General features: G+C 35.8%; 11 protein-coding genes. 2 read left to right on the top strand and 9 right to left on the bottom strand.

The window, feature by feature from the left end; all coding sequences use genetic code 11:
• Positions 1–67 precede the first annotated feature (67 nt).
• The 9 genes from BCU75_RS03560 to BCU75_RS03600 all read right to left on the bottom strand — a co-directional run bounded on the left by BCU75_RS03560 (position 68) and on the right by BCU75_RS03600 (position 11030).
• The gene (locus BCU75_RS03560) at positions 68–1825 is read right to left on the bottom strand and encodes a hypothetical protein (RefSeq protein ID WP_076676123.1); all 1758 of its coding nucleotides are present in this window, start codon (positions 1823–1825) and stop codon (positions 68–70) included.
• Positions 1825–2985: a non-hydrolyzing UDP-N-acetylglucosamine 2-epimerase gene (gene wecB / locus BCU75_RS03565; protein WP_076676121.1), complete on the bottom strand. Its 1161-nt coding sequence runs from the start codon at positions 2983–2985 to the stop codon at positions 1825–1827. The genes BCU75_RS03560 and wecB overlap by 1 nt, the downstream gene beginning before the upstream one ends.
• A 14-nt stretch (positions 2986–2999) precedes the next feature.
• Positions 3000–4148, bottom strand: a complete 1149-nt coding sequence (gene rffA / locus BCU75_RS03570) for a dTDP-4-amino-4,6-dideoxygalactose transaminase (RefSeq protein ID WP_076676119.1) — start codon at positions 4146–4148, stop codon at positions 3000–3002.
• Positions 4135–4707, bottom strand: a complete 573-nt coding sequence (locus BCU75_RS03575; protein WP_076676117.1) for an acyltransferase — start codon at positions 4705–4707, stop codon at positions 4135–4137. Before BCU75_RS03575 ends, rffA begins: the two co-directional genes overlap by 14 nt.
• Before the next feature lie 25 nt (positions 4708–4732).
• Positions 4733–5593, bottom strand: coding sequence for a glucose-1-phosphate thymidylyltransferase RfbA (gene rfbA, locus BCU75_RS03580; RefSeq protein ID WP_076676114.1), 861 nt, complete (start codon positions 5591–5593; stop codon positions 4733–4735).
• Positions 5593–6669: a dTDP-glucose 4,6-dehydratase gene (rfbB, locus tag BCU75_RS03585; RefSeq protein WP_076676112.1), complete on the bottom strand. Its 1077-nt coding sequence runs from the start codon at positions 6667–6669 to the stop codon at positions 5593–5595. The genes rfbA and rfbB overlap by 1 nt, the downstream gene beginning before the upstream one ends.
• A gap of 810 nt (positions 6670–7479) precedes the next feature.
• Positions 7480–8367 carry a glycosyltransferase family 2 protein gene (locus BCU75_RS03590; RefSeq protein ID WP_076676108.1) on the bottom strand — a complete coding sequence of 296 codons (888 nt, stop codon included), beginning with the start codon at positions 8365–8367 and terminating at the stop codon, positions 7480–7482.
• The gene (locus BCU75_RS03595; protein WP_076676106.1) at positions 8361–9167 is read right to left on the bottom strand and encodes a hypothetical protein; all 807 of its coding nucleotides are present in this window, start codon (positions 9165–9167) and stop codon (positions 8361–8363) included. The genes BCU75_RS03590 and BCU75_RS03595 overlap by 7 nt, the downstream gene beginning before the upstream one ends.
• An 81-nt stretch (positions 9168–9248) precedes the next feature.
• Complete coding sequence (locus BCU75_RS03600) at positions 9249–11030, bottom strand: ABC transporter ATP-binding protein (RefSeq protein ID WP_076676104.1); 1782 nt, start codon at positions 11028–11030, stop codon at positions 9249–9251.
• A gap of 1432 nt (positions 11031–12462) precedes the next feature.
• Here BCU75_RS03600 and BCU75_RS03605 point away from each other — a divergent pair.
• A complete protein-coding gene (locus BCU75_RS03605; RefSeq protein ID WP_009847958.1) occupies positions 12463–12897 on the top strand; it encodes a rhodanese-like domain-containing protein in 435 nt (144 codons plus the stop codon).
• A 106-nt stretch (positions 12898–13003) separates the two neighbouring features.
• Entirely contained in the window at positions 13004–13471 is a 468-nt protein-coding gene (gene secB / locus BCU75_RS03610) for a protein-export chaperone SecB (protein WP_009847959.1), read from the top strand.
• Positions 13472–13514 lie beyond the last annotated feature (43 nt).

The raw sequence follows: 13514 nt of genomic DNA on the forward strand, positions 1-13514 counted from the left end.
AATAATTATATTAGTGTCTAAACAGCCTTTATAGACAATCGTTCAGTCCTTTAAATTTTAAGAATCTTCATGTGTTTCCCTTCCCCGGAGCTACCTCCCCTCTAACTGACAAGTCTATTTTATACCTTTCTGATAATTGATAAATCTCGTTAGCCCATTCATCAGTACACCATTTCCCTTTCGATATTGCAGTTGCAATGTGAGGGAAGTGATTATTAATTAATAGATACTTACCTATTTTCCTATTCCCCTTGACCGATGAGAATCGTAAATTACTACGACAGCATTTATCCTCAAAACTATATATATCATCATCAAAGCCGCTTAAAAAAGATACCATTTCCTTTAATTTCATAATTGATGGTTGTACCGAGCATGAATAGCCACCAACATTTTCAACCAGACCAGGAAAACAAATATGATCGGTTTTATTATCGATATAATTGGTATCAACTAATTTAATATAGTATTCATTCGAGTTATCTAAATAGTGAAGTAATGAATTTAAATACACACTGTCAACTTTGTCGTATAACGGCATATCTTCATGTGAAAAATAAATGTATTTAAACCTTTTCATAATATGCAAAAATGAACGACGTAAACGTTCGGTATATGGCTCTTCATTATTATAGGTGACTAATTCAATATTTTTTGCCCCTAATATATGGCCAAAGCTCAACCTCGTCTCTTCACTTTCATCAGAGATCAGAATAATTTTTTCACATGAATTAGAAATATTCTCCAGAGCTTGATTTACCACCATTTCCCAACAATCAGAAAACGATGAGTGGGAATATATTACATAAGCATATTTAACAGGGTTTATTTCAAAACCATTGGAAGGTGTATTAAAGTCATTTACATGAAGAAATCTAGTATTCTCCCTTAAACCTTTTGACATCACGAAATATTTTAACATCGCATGAATATTTAAAGCCTGATAATTTGGATATACGACTAATGATTTACTTTTAGGTAAATGGCTATTTTCACCAGTAATTATTGGTTTGTCTATATAATCATTTACTCTGCGTAATATACTATTAGCTTTATTATATATTTTACCTTCATTTAGATAACCACAAATATCAATAAGCAAACTACGAGTTAAATTTGCAAGTTTCGCACTCCCAATGCTTATTTTTTTTTCAACTCGACTTTTTTTCTTTTTAGCAATAGCTAGAGGCCAACCTGTTTCTGTAAATTCTTTAAAGAAATCATTATTCCCTGATAAACAATCAATAATAAATTCACTATACTGGGTGAAGTTTTGTGCTGTTTCCTTATTAGTCAGAAACCACATATCAGGATAACCTTCATCGATTTCATTATAATAAGGCATATATAGATAGTTATTGGGAAGAGCCCCATCAACCACTATCTGATGAACATCTTTACTACCAGAACAGCCTTGATCCCATCTTGCCGCAAGTACCCAATCACTCTGAGAAATATCTAGCCCTTCTAATAGAGAGATAGCTTTACTTCTTGACTCCGATATACCAATTAAGCTTTGAGGTGAAATTCTAGACCACGTTGATTTACTTCGTTTAATGCCAATTTCAAATTTGTCCACAGGCTGAATAACTGGACCATATATTCCAATATATGATGGTTGTTTTTCTGATGCGATAAGTACAGGGCTATATACGTTCTTTACAAGGTACTCAAACTCAGGGTTCCAGCAGTGCCCTACAACATTCAATATTTCAACATTTGGTAAGCCCCTCTGGATGTTTATAAAACCACGCCAGAAAGAATGTAAATTTGCAGAATTTTCTCGACAAATATGTCCTGAAATACATATCGTTAGACTTTTCATCACATCTCCGTAAGTTGGCCATTCATATCTTTAGAAAGCAAGCGTAATCTATCTACAATCCTAACAGAGGCTTTTCCATCACCATACGGATTATGGGCTTGACTCATCTCAGCATATTGATCTTGATTGCTCAACAGTACCGATGTTTCATAGATTATTTTATTGGTATCTGTGCCAACTAATTTTACCGTACCAGCACTAATAGCCTCTGGTCTCTCAGTTGTTTCTCTCATCACCAACACCGGTTTTCCTAATGAAGGTGCTTCTTCCTGTATCCCTCCGGAATCAGTCAATATAAGATATGACTGATCCATTAGATATACGAAAGGTAAATAATCTTGTGGGGGAATTAAAAAGATATTCTTACTATCAGATAATTTACTTTCTACAATATCTTTTACATTGGGATTTAAATGTACTGGGTATACAATTTGCACATCATCCTCAAAATCTTGAGCAATTCTAAGTAGAGCTTCGCATATACGCTCAAAGCCACCTCCAAAACTTTCTCGTCGATGTCCAGTAACTAAGATGAGCTTTTTATTTTTATCCAAAAATCTGAATGCTGACTCCATATTCAATAACAAGTCGTTATCTCTAGAAATTTTGTCTTTAACCCAGAGCAGTGCATCAATGACTGTATTACCTGTTATATCAATAACTTTCTCATTATAACCTTCTTTTACAAGGTTTAACTTTGACGATTCTGTTGGTGCAAAGTGAAAATCAGCTAAGGTAGCTGTCAGTTTACGATTTGCCTCTTCAGGCCATGGTGAGTATATGTTCCCAGTTCTAAGTCCTGCTTCTACATGCGCAACCGGGATTTTCAAATAATAAGCAGCTAAAGCGGCAGAAAATGTTGTCGTAGTATCCCCATGAACGATAACCACATCAGGATTAAATGCCTCTAGAACCTCTTTCATTTGCGTTACGATAAGCGAGGTTACATCAAATAAGGTTTGTCCAGAAGTCATGATATTAAGGTCATAATCTGGCTTAATTTCAAATAAGTCTAATACTTGGTCGAGCATCTCTCGATGTTGAGCAGTTACGCAAACTCTAGATTCTATTGATACGTTTTTTTTTAGACATTGAACTAATGGAGCCATTTTAATTGCTTCAGGTCTAGTTCCAAAGACCGTTAGTACTTTTTTTAACATTACAATACCTTACCCTAGCCGAATTCATTAATTGACGAAAAAAAAGACCCTATTGATTTCACAACTAAGTCCTGTTCTTCTTTCTCCAGTCCATAATAAAGGGGCAGACGAAGAAGCCTTTCGCTCTCTTGTGTTGTATATCTATCCACACCATTAAATCTACCAAATTTTTCACCGACATAAGCGGAATGCAAAGGTACGTAATGAAATGCTGGTATTATATTTTCAGACTTCAGGTGAGATATTAGTGATTCTCTTACACTTATATCTTTTATTTTTATATAAAACATATGTCCATTATGGCAACTATCTTTAGGCACGACTGGCAGCTCTAGCATTCCTTCTCTATCTAAGTAATATAGCTTTTCTCTATATCGCTCCCAACTATCTAAACGGAATTTTTTAATTTTATCAGCGGCCTTTATCTGCGCCCACAAGTAGGCCGCCTGTAATTCGGAAGGCAAATAACTACTACCGATATCCACCCACGAATATTTATCAACCATTCCCCTGAAAAATTGACTTCTGTTCGTACCCTTTTCTCTAATTATTTCCGCACGCTTTACAAATTTCTCATCATTGATTAGAAGCAGACCACCTTCACCACCAGATGTATAGTTTTTTGTTTCATGAAAACTGTACGCACCTAAATGGCCAATAGAGCCCAAAGGTTTTCCTTTATAAGTTGACATCATCCCTTGAGCTGCATCTTCAATTACAAATAAGTTATATCGAGCTGCAAGAGACATTATTAAATCCATTTCACAAGCTACACCAGCATAATGGACAGGAACAATTGCCTTTGTTTTCTCAGTAATTGCTTGCTCAATTAGCTTTTCATTGATATTCATCGTGTCTGGATGGATATCAACAAAAACAATTTTTGCCCCTCTCAGTACAAATGAATTTGCGGTCGATACAAAAGTATAGCTCGGCATAATAACTTCATCACCAGGCTGTATATCTATTAAAATGGCCGCCATTTCGAGTGCAGCAGTGCAGGACGGTGTCAGTAAAGCCTTCAAACATTTGGTTTGTTCTTCGAACCAATGTTGGCATTTTTTGCCATAAGGGCCATCACCAGATAGATGGGAATTAGCAATTGCATCATTAATATATTGAATTTCTGTACCAGTGACTGGTGGTTTATTAAATGGAATCATAATTATACTCACTCAAGAATTCGTTTTTTAACTGCAACAAATTTCTTTTTCGTTCTTTAATTTTCGTAGCTGGGCTTCCAATATAAACGCCCCAAACATCCGTACTTTTCAATACTAAGGACACAGCACCTATTGAACATCCTGTATCGATGGTAACACCAGGAAAAACAACTGAGTTTGTTCCAATGATTACATATTTATTAATATATACAGGGGCTGATTTTTCATTTTTATATTTTTTAGGTATTAGCGAATTAGTCATAGTTTCCCCTGTATAGTCGTCAGTCTGAGTAAAGACTTTAACACCATAAGCAAGAGTACAAAAATCAGCTAAATAAGCACCTTTTTCTCCACCGGCAATCAAACACATAGGGGTTATGTGTACAAACTTTCCTATTTCAACCACCCCAGAAATAACACAAAAATCATCAATTCTAGAATTATCTCCAATCGAGATCATTTCATGGTTATAAATACTTGCTTTATCACTAATTTTAACGTTCTTACCTAAACTTTTAAAATTTAACCTAAGAAGCTCTGTTTGAGTTAAATATGCCATTTTATATCCCATTCAGTACGATATTTTAACACAAGCCGTTTAAATACTGCCCATAACTATTTTTAAGCATGGGTTTTGCCAATGCTTTAAGCTGCTCTTTTGTCAGCCAACCGTTATTAAATGCAATCTCTTCTAAGCAAGCTATCTTATAACCCTGACGATGTTCTATCGTAGATACAAATAATCCTGCATCTTGCAAACTTTCATATGTTCCAGTATCCAACCATGCAAAACCTCGACCTAGTAGCTCTACATTTAAGTCACCTTGTTCAAGATAGAGCTGATTCACTGAAGTAATTTCAAGCTCACCACGTTCAGAAGGTTTAATCGATTTAGCTAAGTTTACCACTTGGTTGTCATAGAAATATAAACCAGTTACAGCAAAATTAGATTTTGGGTTCTCAGGTTTTTCTTCTATAGATAGTGCTTTCATCTCTTCATCAAATTCTACAACACCAAAACGCTCAGGATCTTTTACTTTGTAGCCAAAGACTGTAGCTCCCTTCTGCTGTTGAGCAGCTTGTAACAACTTAGGTGTAAAACCTTGACCATAAAAGATGTTATCTCCCAGAACTAAACAGACCGAATCATTACCAATAAACTCTCGACCAATGATAAATGCTTGAGCTAAACCATCAGGTGTCAGCTGAACCGCATACTCAATAGTGATACCAAATTGACTACCATCACCAAGTAAGCGCTTAAAACTATCATTATCTTCTGGCGTAGTAATAACTAAAACATCTCGTATACCTGCTAACATTAATACAGATAATGGATAGTAGATCATTGGTTTATCATAGACAGGTAATAACTGCTTAGATACGCCCATAGTAATAGGATAAAGGCGTGTACCAGAACCGCCAGCAAGGATAATCCCTTTCATTAGCTAATTTCCTCATTTGAAATACCTAAACGTTCTCTAGTATAAGAACCATCTAACACGCGTGACCACCATTGCTTATTGGCTAAATACCATTCAACAGTTTTACGAAGACCTGATTCAAATGTCTCTTTTGGTTTCCAATCTAACTCTCGTTCAATTTTCGAAGCATCAATTGCATAACGAACATCGTGTCCAGGGCGATCTGTTACATAGGCAATTAAATCGAGGTACTGATTCACATTTTTAGGTTTATTAGGTACTAACTCTTCTAATAGCAAACAAATAGTCTTAACGACATCAATATTAGCTTTTTCATTGTGGCCGCCAATATTGTATGTCTCGCCAATTTCACCTTCAGTAGCAACTTTATATAGAGCTCGAGCATGATCTTCTACAAATAACCAATCACGAATCTGCATACCGTCACCATAAACAGGCAAAGATTTGCCATCTAATGCATTTAAAATCATTAATGGTATTAATTTTTCAGGGAAATGGTAAGGACCGTAATTATTTGAACAATTAGTGACTATCGTTGGCAAACCATAAGTACGCAACCAAGCACGAACTAAATGATCAGAGGAAGCTTTTGATGCTGAGTATGGCGAGGATGGTTTATACGATGTATTTTCTGTAAATAAGTCAAATGTACCTTCTAAATCGCCATATACTTCATCAGTTGAAATATGATGGAAACGAAAAACACTTTGTTTATCATCAGATAAAGCATTCCAATAAGCGCGAGTTACTTCTAATAAAGTGTACGTACCAATGATATTTGTTTCAATAAAGGCTGCGGGGCCATCAATTGAGCGATCGACATGAGATTCAGCCGCAAGATGCATAATTACGTCAGGCTGATGTTGTTCAAAAATGCGTTTCATTGATTCCGCATCACAGATATCAGCTTTTTCAAAAATATAACGACAATGATTAGCAACTGAAGTTAACGATTCTAAATTGCCAGCATAGGTAAGCTTATCCACATTAATAGCTACATCTTCTGTATTTTCAATGATGTGACGAATGACTGCAGAACCAATAAAACCAGCACCACCTGTAATAAGTATTTTCATTTTCTTCTCTCAATTTATACCGTACTAATCTTTCATTTATAAACATTAGTATTATTCAAGCGCATAGAGCACTTAATATGCTACACATGAAAATGCTTCGACGTATTTGTTCAATAAGTTCGGAATATATTTCCACCTGTAAACATTGATAGACTTAACTCGGCTGTAATGATTTCTTGAATATAGTCTCGCCAGTAATAAACAGCTTTTCCAAACCATACACTCACCATTCGACCCGTATTTTTGACTTTCCAACCGGCTAATACAAGTGTATTTCGGATAACTTAACGGAATATAGGCTGACCTAAATATCGATTTGATGAATCCTTGCTACTCTCTCAGTGACATCGAAAATACCTGTTTCACCATAAGCACTGTCGTAATAATCAGCTCACTGAATCGAAGTAGCCTACCATGTCTATTATATCTACTTTGCACCTACCCACTAACTTCTTCTTCATCAATCTAAGAGGTCAAAGAACCATGATTAATTGGTTATTGATTTAATACTTCCTGTTAATTGTTTTATAAAGAGATTTAGGCATATGACAGAGAGAGGGGAAAAATGTAGCTGATCAGATACTAGGTTCTAGATTTAGTTCCACTGGATTATGCAATAAAACCTACAACTACAAAAAGATCATTTCTTTTTTGAACCCCAACTTATTAAACCACTTTAGTTTGATAGGCCAAGTATCGATGAACTCAATTATACTAGCCTTAGGATAGAATCATATGATGGCTAGAATAATGCCATCTATCACTTAGGTTTCTGTCTAATACTGAGTGACACCGTGCACCAGTTCTTTATCAAATATGGATACCTAGTTTCTCTAATTGTTTAAGGAATACTTTCGAATATTTTTTAATGCTAGGGTTTTTTTCTACTATTTCCCTAAAAAACTTATTCTTTCTAACTCCAGAGCCAACAACTACACCTGAACTCAGCCTCTCACTAAGGTCTAGCGTTAGGTGGAAACCTTTTGATATATAATATTTATAGGCTATATCGAATTTACTTGTAGCACCAGAGCCTTGAGAAATAGCAGCTTCATTAGTACCTAACTCCTTGCCATAGTGTGGAAGGCTTCCCCAAAGCTCTTGATCTCCAATAGGATGAGGAGGTACAAAGGTTTTTAAACCAAACTTTTGAAGCATGTAAGAAAAATGTATATCTTCTCCAGCCACCCTGCTAAAGTTTTTAGGTGGTAATTCACTCCAGAACATGGCTAAATGTTCTCTTTTAAAAAACCAAGCATGGCCAACTATATCAACTTGAACAGTATGTTCATTTGGGTATGCCCAGCCAAATTCTTTATAAGGATGGTATCTTTTACTGCTTAAATATTGCAATCCTCTAGTACCAAGAAGGCCGTCATGTGATTTTATCGTATCTACACAGTTTTCGAACCATTTGCTTCCTGGTATTGTGTCATCATCCAACAAGCATATGTAATCAGCATCAATATTAAGAGCAAATGCAAACCTTGCCCAAACGCCTAAATTCTCACTACAATCAGCTAGTATAAATCTCGATTTCAAGTATTCAGGTATCTCTTGGCCATGGTTTTGCCATACGTATATATCTGATGCTTTGATAGTCTGTTTGTCAATCGCATCTAATTGTAATTCTAAAAACTCTGTTCTTTTATATGCATTTAGTACAACTGCAATTCTGACATTATTTTCATTTACCATTTAATTTCAAACCTTTTTCTTTTTCTCAAGAGTAGTTTATCTATCAGAGTTCTATCATCCTTGAGATAATCCCGTATGTTGCTCTGCAATAACAAAAGATCGTTAATAGAGGTTCCAACATCTATAAATGTAATATCTTGCCTTTTCAAAAATAATTTATGCCCGATAATTTTTGTTAACGAAGATGCTGAAGACAATATTAAAGCCCCCTTCTCTACATTTTTCATAGTAGTCATAATACCGTCAAGACAACTCTCATATGTCCCAAAAAAATTATCTGGCACTGGAATATGCTGTGCTTCTGCTAATATACCACTCAGTGTCGCTCTATGATTCGCGATAACATATATATTAGTGTACTTTGAAATTAATGGTACCAATTCACATCGATACTTCTCGTAGTTAGAATTTAGTAATAAGTCAGCGAATGTGATATTATCATCAAAACCACCATTTAATCGCAGCATAAACTCACGGTCATTAATTGCATCATTATGTGATGTAGGGATACCTTTATAAAATCTCATATCTTTAAACATTGCAGATTCTAGTAGGTCCTTCCGAATATTTCTATGACATTGAGGATCGAATTTCTTTGAGTCAAAGTCAGGGTATTTATTTGTGAAACTCTGCCCTCTAAATATTGTAATTCCATTACTAATCTCTAAGTACCTATTTTTAAGTATCTCTGTTTCACCATCACTGAATCGAATAAAGCTAAATGGTTCTTGACTATCCAAAAGGTCATGTATTTTCATTAAATGTTTCACTGGATCAGGTATCAAATCTGTTGTTTCCATAATTTTTAATCTACCTATGTTTTCATAACTTTTCATCAACACGAATAACAGCTATATTTCAGTTTAATGTCTGAATTTACGTCAAGAAAATTTATCCATCTCTCTAAAGTGAGCATTATTTTCTATTAAATACTGATAGTTTCCTTCATCGACAATCTCACCCTTTTCCATAAAGTATATACGATCACAATTCTTAATTGTTTTTAGTCTATGAGCAATCATTACAATAGTTTTCTTACCTGACAATTTCTCAATTGACTCCATTATTTGATTTTCAGTAATACCATCTAATGCGCTGGTTGCTTCATCAAAAATTAGAATTTCAGATTCAGCATATAATGCTCTCGCAATACTTATCCTCTGCCTTTGACCACCAGAGATTTGTATTCCATTCTCACCAAGGTGACTATTAATCCCCTCAGAAAAACTATTAACCAGCTCTGTCAAGCAAGAAAGCTCAACGGCTTTATTAAGCTTAGTCCAATCTATTTCCGTATAGTCAACACCAAATGCAATATTTTCTGCAATCGTAGAATCTAACAAGCTCACAGATTGAGGAACATAAGAAATATTATGATGCCAAGCAGATAATTCTTCTATTGATGTACCGTCAGCTCTCAGTTGACCACTATTTAATGACAATAATCCACAAAGTACATCAATTAATGTTGACTTTCCTGAACCAGAATGGCCCACGACACCTATTTTTTCAAACTTATTAATCTTTAAGTTAATCGTATCTAAAGCCAATCGATCATTACAATCGTATGAAAAACACCCTTGTGATACTTCGAGTGAATGTTCAAATGGTATCGAGATTGCAGTTCCTTCTGGTTTGATCTTAATGGCACTAAGTGACATATCCGACTTAAGGATCCCCACTACCGAGATATTTCCCTTGATCATTGCAAGGTTATTATAAACCTGCTGTAGTGAGGGTAGTAATTTAAAGGCAGCTAAACCATAAATAGTAAGTAACGGCAATATAGTTGAAAAATCCTCACCTTTGATAATCAGATTAAGTATGATGATCATTATCATACTTACATATGCAAGCCATTCCATCATATATCTTGGTGCACCTGCGATTGTCATTGTGCTAGCTTGAGCTCGTGACTGCTGAAGACTTTGTTTTTCAAAAGAGTCAATGAAGTATTGTCTTTTATCTAAAAGAATTGCTGATTTTGTATTTGCAAACGCTTCTTTTACTATCTTACTTTTTAATTGATTTGCTTCAGATACTAAATTACCATTTCGTTGTAAACGCTTCTTAAGTACTGCCGAAATCAATACATAGCTCGAAACAAAAAAAAGAATAACGAATAAACTCGTATCTATATCATATGAAAAAATAGCCATGCTTATTAATAAAATAAAAACCAACCTTGAAACCATATTAACGGCAGGTACTATTACAGCGCCGACTAAACGAGCTGTTTCGATTAATACATTATTTGATAAAGAGCTTGAATTATTTTTTACATAATAAATCCAATCTCGAGTTTGATAAAAACTAAACAATCTAGACGTCAGTTCATGACCAAAACCTAAAGATATCTGATTTATTTTTTTTGTCATAACGACTGACAATAAAGAGCTTACGGTTAGAGATATTAATATTAAGCAAGAAATACTTAATAAAACACTGCTAAATGCTATGCCTTCAGGTAAAGTAATATTCAAATAATCTAGATAGGAGTCTAGTTTATTATTATCTGAAACTACACCCATAAACCCAGCAATCATACCAATCGTAACAAGTTCAAATACTGAAATCGCCACAACCATGATTTGTAGAAATCCCAACCGTCTTCGTTGCTCTAAAGATAGGATCGACCATAATTGTTTAAATTGTCTTATCATTTTATCTTCTCATATCTCCATTTAGGAAGGCGTTTCGAACATACATGTTCAGATATTTTGAGCTGACGTGTAGGCTCGAGGAGCAAAGTTTACAGATGCTTACATGAACCATTCCATACATGACTTTTTAGGTGAATCAGATTAATCATTTCCATAGTTTGTGCTATTGCCTATTTAAAAGGAACGTCACAATCGAAATCACCAACCCCTTTCAAAAAACACTGCACTGACCATAAAGATGAATATCTATCCACTAATCTTGATCACTAAGCACTAAGCACATTAAAAACGAAATGATATCGATAATATCGAGTTTGCTTCGCCTTGTGATCAATAATCAAGGGTAGCATCGAAATGCATAAAGGATTCTGGTTACTCATCGTTTGGTCTCTAGTTTGTCTATGAAGGTAGTAGAAAAAAACTAAGATGATCTACAAATCGAACATCGAAAAGTTAATTGCTATGTGATTGCTATAAATAATAAAATCCAATAATTGAGAAACTATCATGCAATGGCCTTTTAAAGATGAGCAGGGACGTGAATACCCTATGAGATTAGTTCCGATTCGTATTCAGATACGCTACCGCCCTTAGGTTTGGCTCCTAAAGGCAAAAGTTCACAACTTGTTCGTGTATTGTCTGTGGTTAAACTTACAGTGTATTTTAGCAAAAGTGCTTTATATTAACCACTTTGAATTTGGTGTCGCAGGGCAGGTGTCTTACAATGCACTTCCCTAGTGAAAACATTGTACACTTTGTAAAAATTACGTATCTATCTAGCATCGATTTTCTGTATCAATTAGCAAGTTGCTGTATCGCACAGCGAAGTTTGGGGTGTTATTCACCATCTACAAGCCCTCTCCCTCTCTTGATATCTTTTTACCAAATGATTTATTTCTACACGATCAGTACTCTAAGCCGCTATTGCCTACGTGCCGTTCTCCATTATTCAGTCTTCATCGTTCCACATTGATTCATCACCAAAATATTAAATAGGTATGCGGAACACGATAGAGAATCGAGTTTCAAACATGATTGTCGTCGGAGGAAAAGCCACGAAAGCTATACAGTCGAAGCCACCAAGACGCATAACATTGTTAGGAATAATATTCGGGAGGGGGGCGGCGGCTATTGACATTGTATTTAACGAATGAGATGACTAAACATTAGACACAAGCAGACTGGATACGAAGGACTCAGAGTATGTGTAAATGACAGGTAGACGAGATTCGAAGAGCTACTAGACGAGAGCATCATTTCACAATAAAAGAGCGAAATACTTGAAATATCACTGTTACGCACGACTTGCATTTTTAGTATCCAAGGGAAAGGGAGTTGGCCCAACTACATCCTTCCTCTGTATTCTCCTACCCTTTCTCGCTATACTCCTGACCTATAGTTTTTCGCCCAATAACGAATAAGAGTTCAAGATATGCAAGAGTTAGTTCCATTTGTTCAAGATAATATGATTTTAGCCATCGTATGGATCGGCTTGGTTGTTGCCATCATTGCGAACGTTATCAAGACATCAAACGCAGCCTACAAAGAGATCACGGCAGCGCAAACCACACACATGATTAACCGTGAAAATGGCGTTGTGGTTGATATTCGTACTAAAGATGAGTTCAAAAAGGGCCATATTACGGACGCAGTTCACATTTTGCCGTCAGATATCAAAGCAAATAGCTTTGGTAGCCTTGAAAGCCACAAAGCAGACCCAATCATCGTAGTATGCAAGACAGGTCAAACCGCTCAAGAAAGCGCGAACTTGCTAGTTAAAGCAGGTTTCGAAAACGTAAGCGTACTGAAAAGCGGCTTAGTGGCTTGGAGCGAAGCTAACTTACCTTTGGTTAAAGGTAAGAAGTAGTTCAAAGCAAAAAGTAAGCTGACCTGATTACACGAATATGACTTTAAGGTTTTGTTTGGCTGATATGACGAACAAAACCTAATTATAAATTTTTAAGGACAAGAAAATGGCTGAAGCAGCACAACAAGACGCACAACAAAACTTCGCAATCCAACGTATCTTCCTAAAAGACGTATCTTTCGAAGCGCCAAACTCTCCAGACATGTTTCAGAAAGAGTGGAACCCAGATGTAAAACTGGACCTAGACACTCAAAGCCGTGAACTTGGCGAAGGCGTTTACGAAGTAATCCTACGTCTAACGGTTACAGTTAAGAACGCAGAAGACACTGCATTCCTTTGTGAAGTTCAACAAGGCGGTATCTTCTCTGCAAGCGAGATGGAAGCTGGTCAACTGGCTCATTGCCTAGGCGCATTCTGCCCGAACATTCTATTCCCATACGCTCGTGAAACAATTTCTAGCCTAGTGGTTAAAGGTACGTTCCCACAACTGAACCTAGCTCCAGTAAACTTCGATGCTTTGTTCATGAACTACCTACAGAACCAAGCTCAACAAGCTGAAGGCGAACAGGCTTAAGTCTCAAAGTAGAACTTAACTCTAACGTTTCAAGCGCTAGTTA

Source organism: Vibrio splendidus (assembly GCF_002873455.1).
In the GTDB taxonomy this organism is placed as follows: Bacteria; Pseudomonadota; Gammaproteobacteria; order Enterobacterales; family Vibrionaceae; genus Vibrio; species Vibrio splendidus_J.

What these genes read in the sequence shown, in the direction of transcription:
- BCU75_RS03560 (WP_076676123.1), bottom strand. Translation starts at nt 1,825, where the DNA reads ATGAAAAGTCTAACGATATGTATTTCAGGACATATTTGTCGAGAAAAT.
- wecB (WP_076676121.1), bottom strand. Translation starts at nt 2,985, where the DNA reads ATGTTAAAAAAAGTACTAACGGTCTTTGGAACTAGACCTGAAGCAATT.
- rffA (WP_076676119.1), bottom strand. Translation starts at nt 4,148, where the DNA reads ATGATTCCATTTAATAAACCACCAGTCACTGGTACAGAAATTCAATAT.
- BCU75_RS03575 (WP_076676117.1), bottom strand. Translation starts at nt 4,707, where the DNA reads ATGGCATATTTAACTCAAACAGAGCTTCTTAGGTTAAATTTTAAAAGT.
- rfbA (WP_076676114.1), bottom strand. Translation starts at nt 5,593, where the DNA reads ATGAAAGGGATTATCCTTGCTGGCGGTTCTGGTACACGCCTTTATCCT.
- rfbB (WP_076676112.1), bottom strand. Translation starts at nt 6,669, where the DNA reads ATGAAAATACTTATTACAGGTGGTGCTGGTTTTATTGGTTCTGCAGTC.
- BCU75_RS03590 (WP_076676108.1), bottom strand. Translation starts at nt 8,367, where the DNA reads ATGGTAAATGAAAATAATGTCAGAATTGCAGTTGTACTAAATGCATAT.
- BCU75_RS03595 (WP_076676106.1), bottom strand. Translation starts at nt 9,167, where the DNA reads ATGGAAACAACAGATTTGATACCTGATCCAGTGAAACATTTAATGAAA.
- BCU75_RS03600 (WP_076676104.1), bottom strand. Translation starts at nt 11,030, where the DNA reads ATGATAAGACAATTTAAACAATTATGGTCGATCCTATCTTTAGAGCAA.
- BCU75_RS03605 (WP_009847958.1), top strand. Translation starts at nt 12,463, where the DNA reads ATGCAAGAGTTAGTTCCATTTGTTCAAGATAATATGATTTTAGCCATC.
- secB (WP_009847959.1), top strand. Translation starts at nt 13,004, where the DNA reads ATGGCTGAAGCAGCACAACAAGACGCACAACAAAACTTCGCAATCCAA.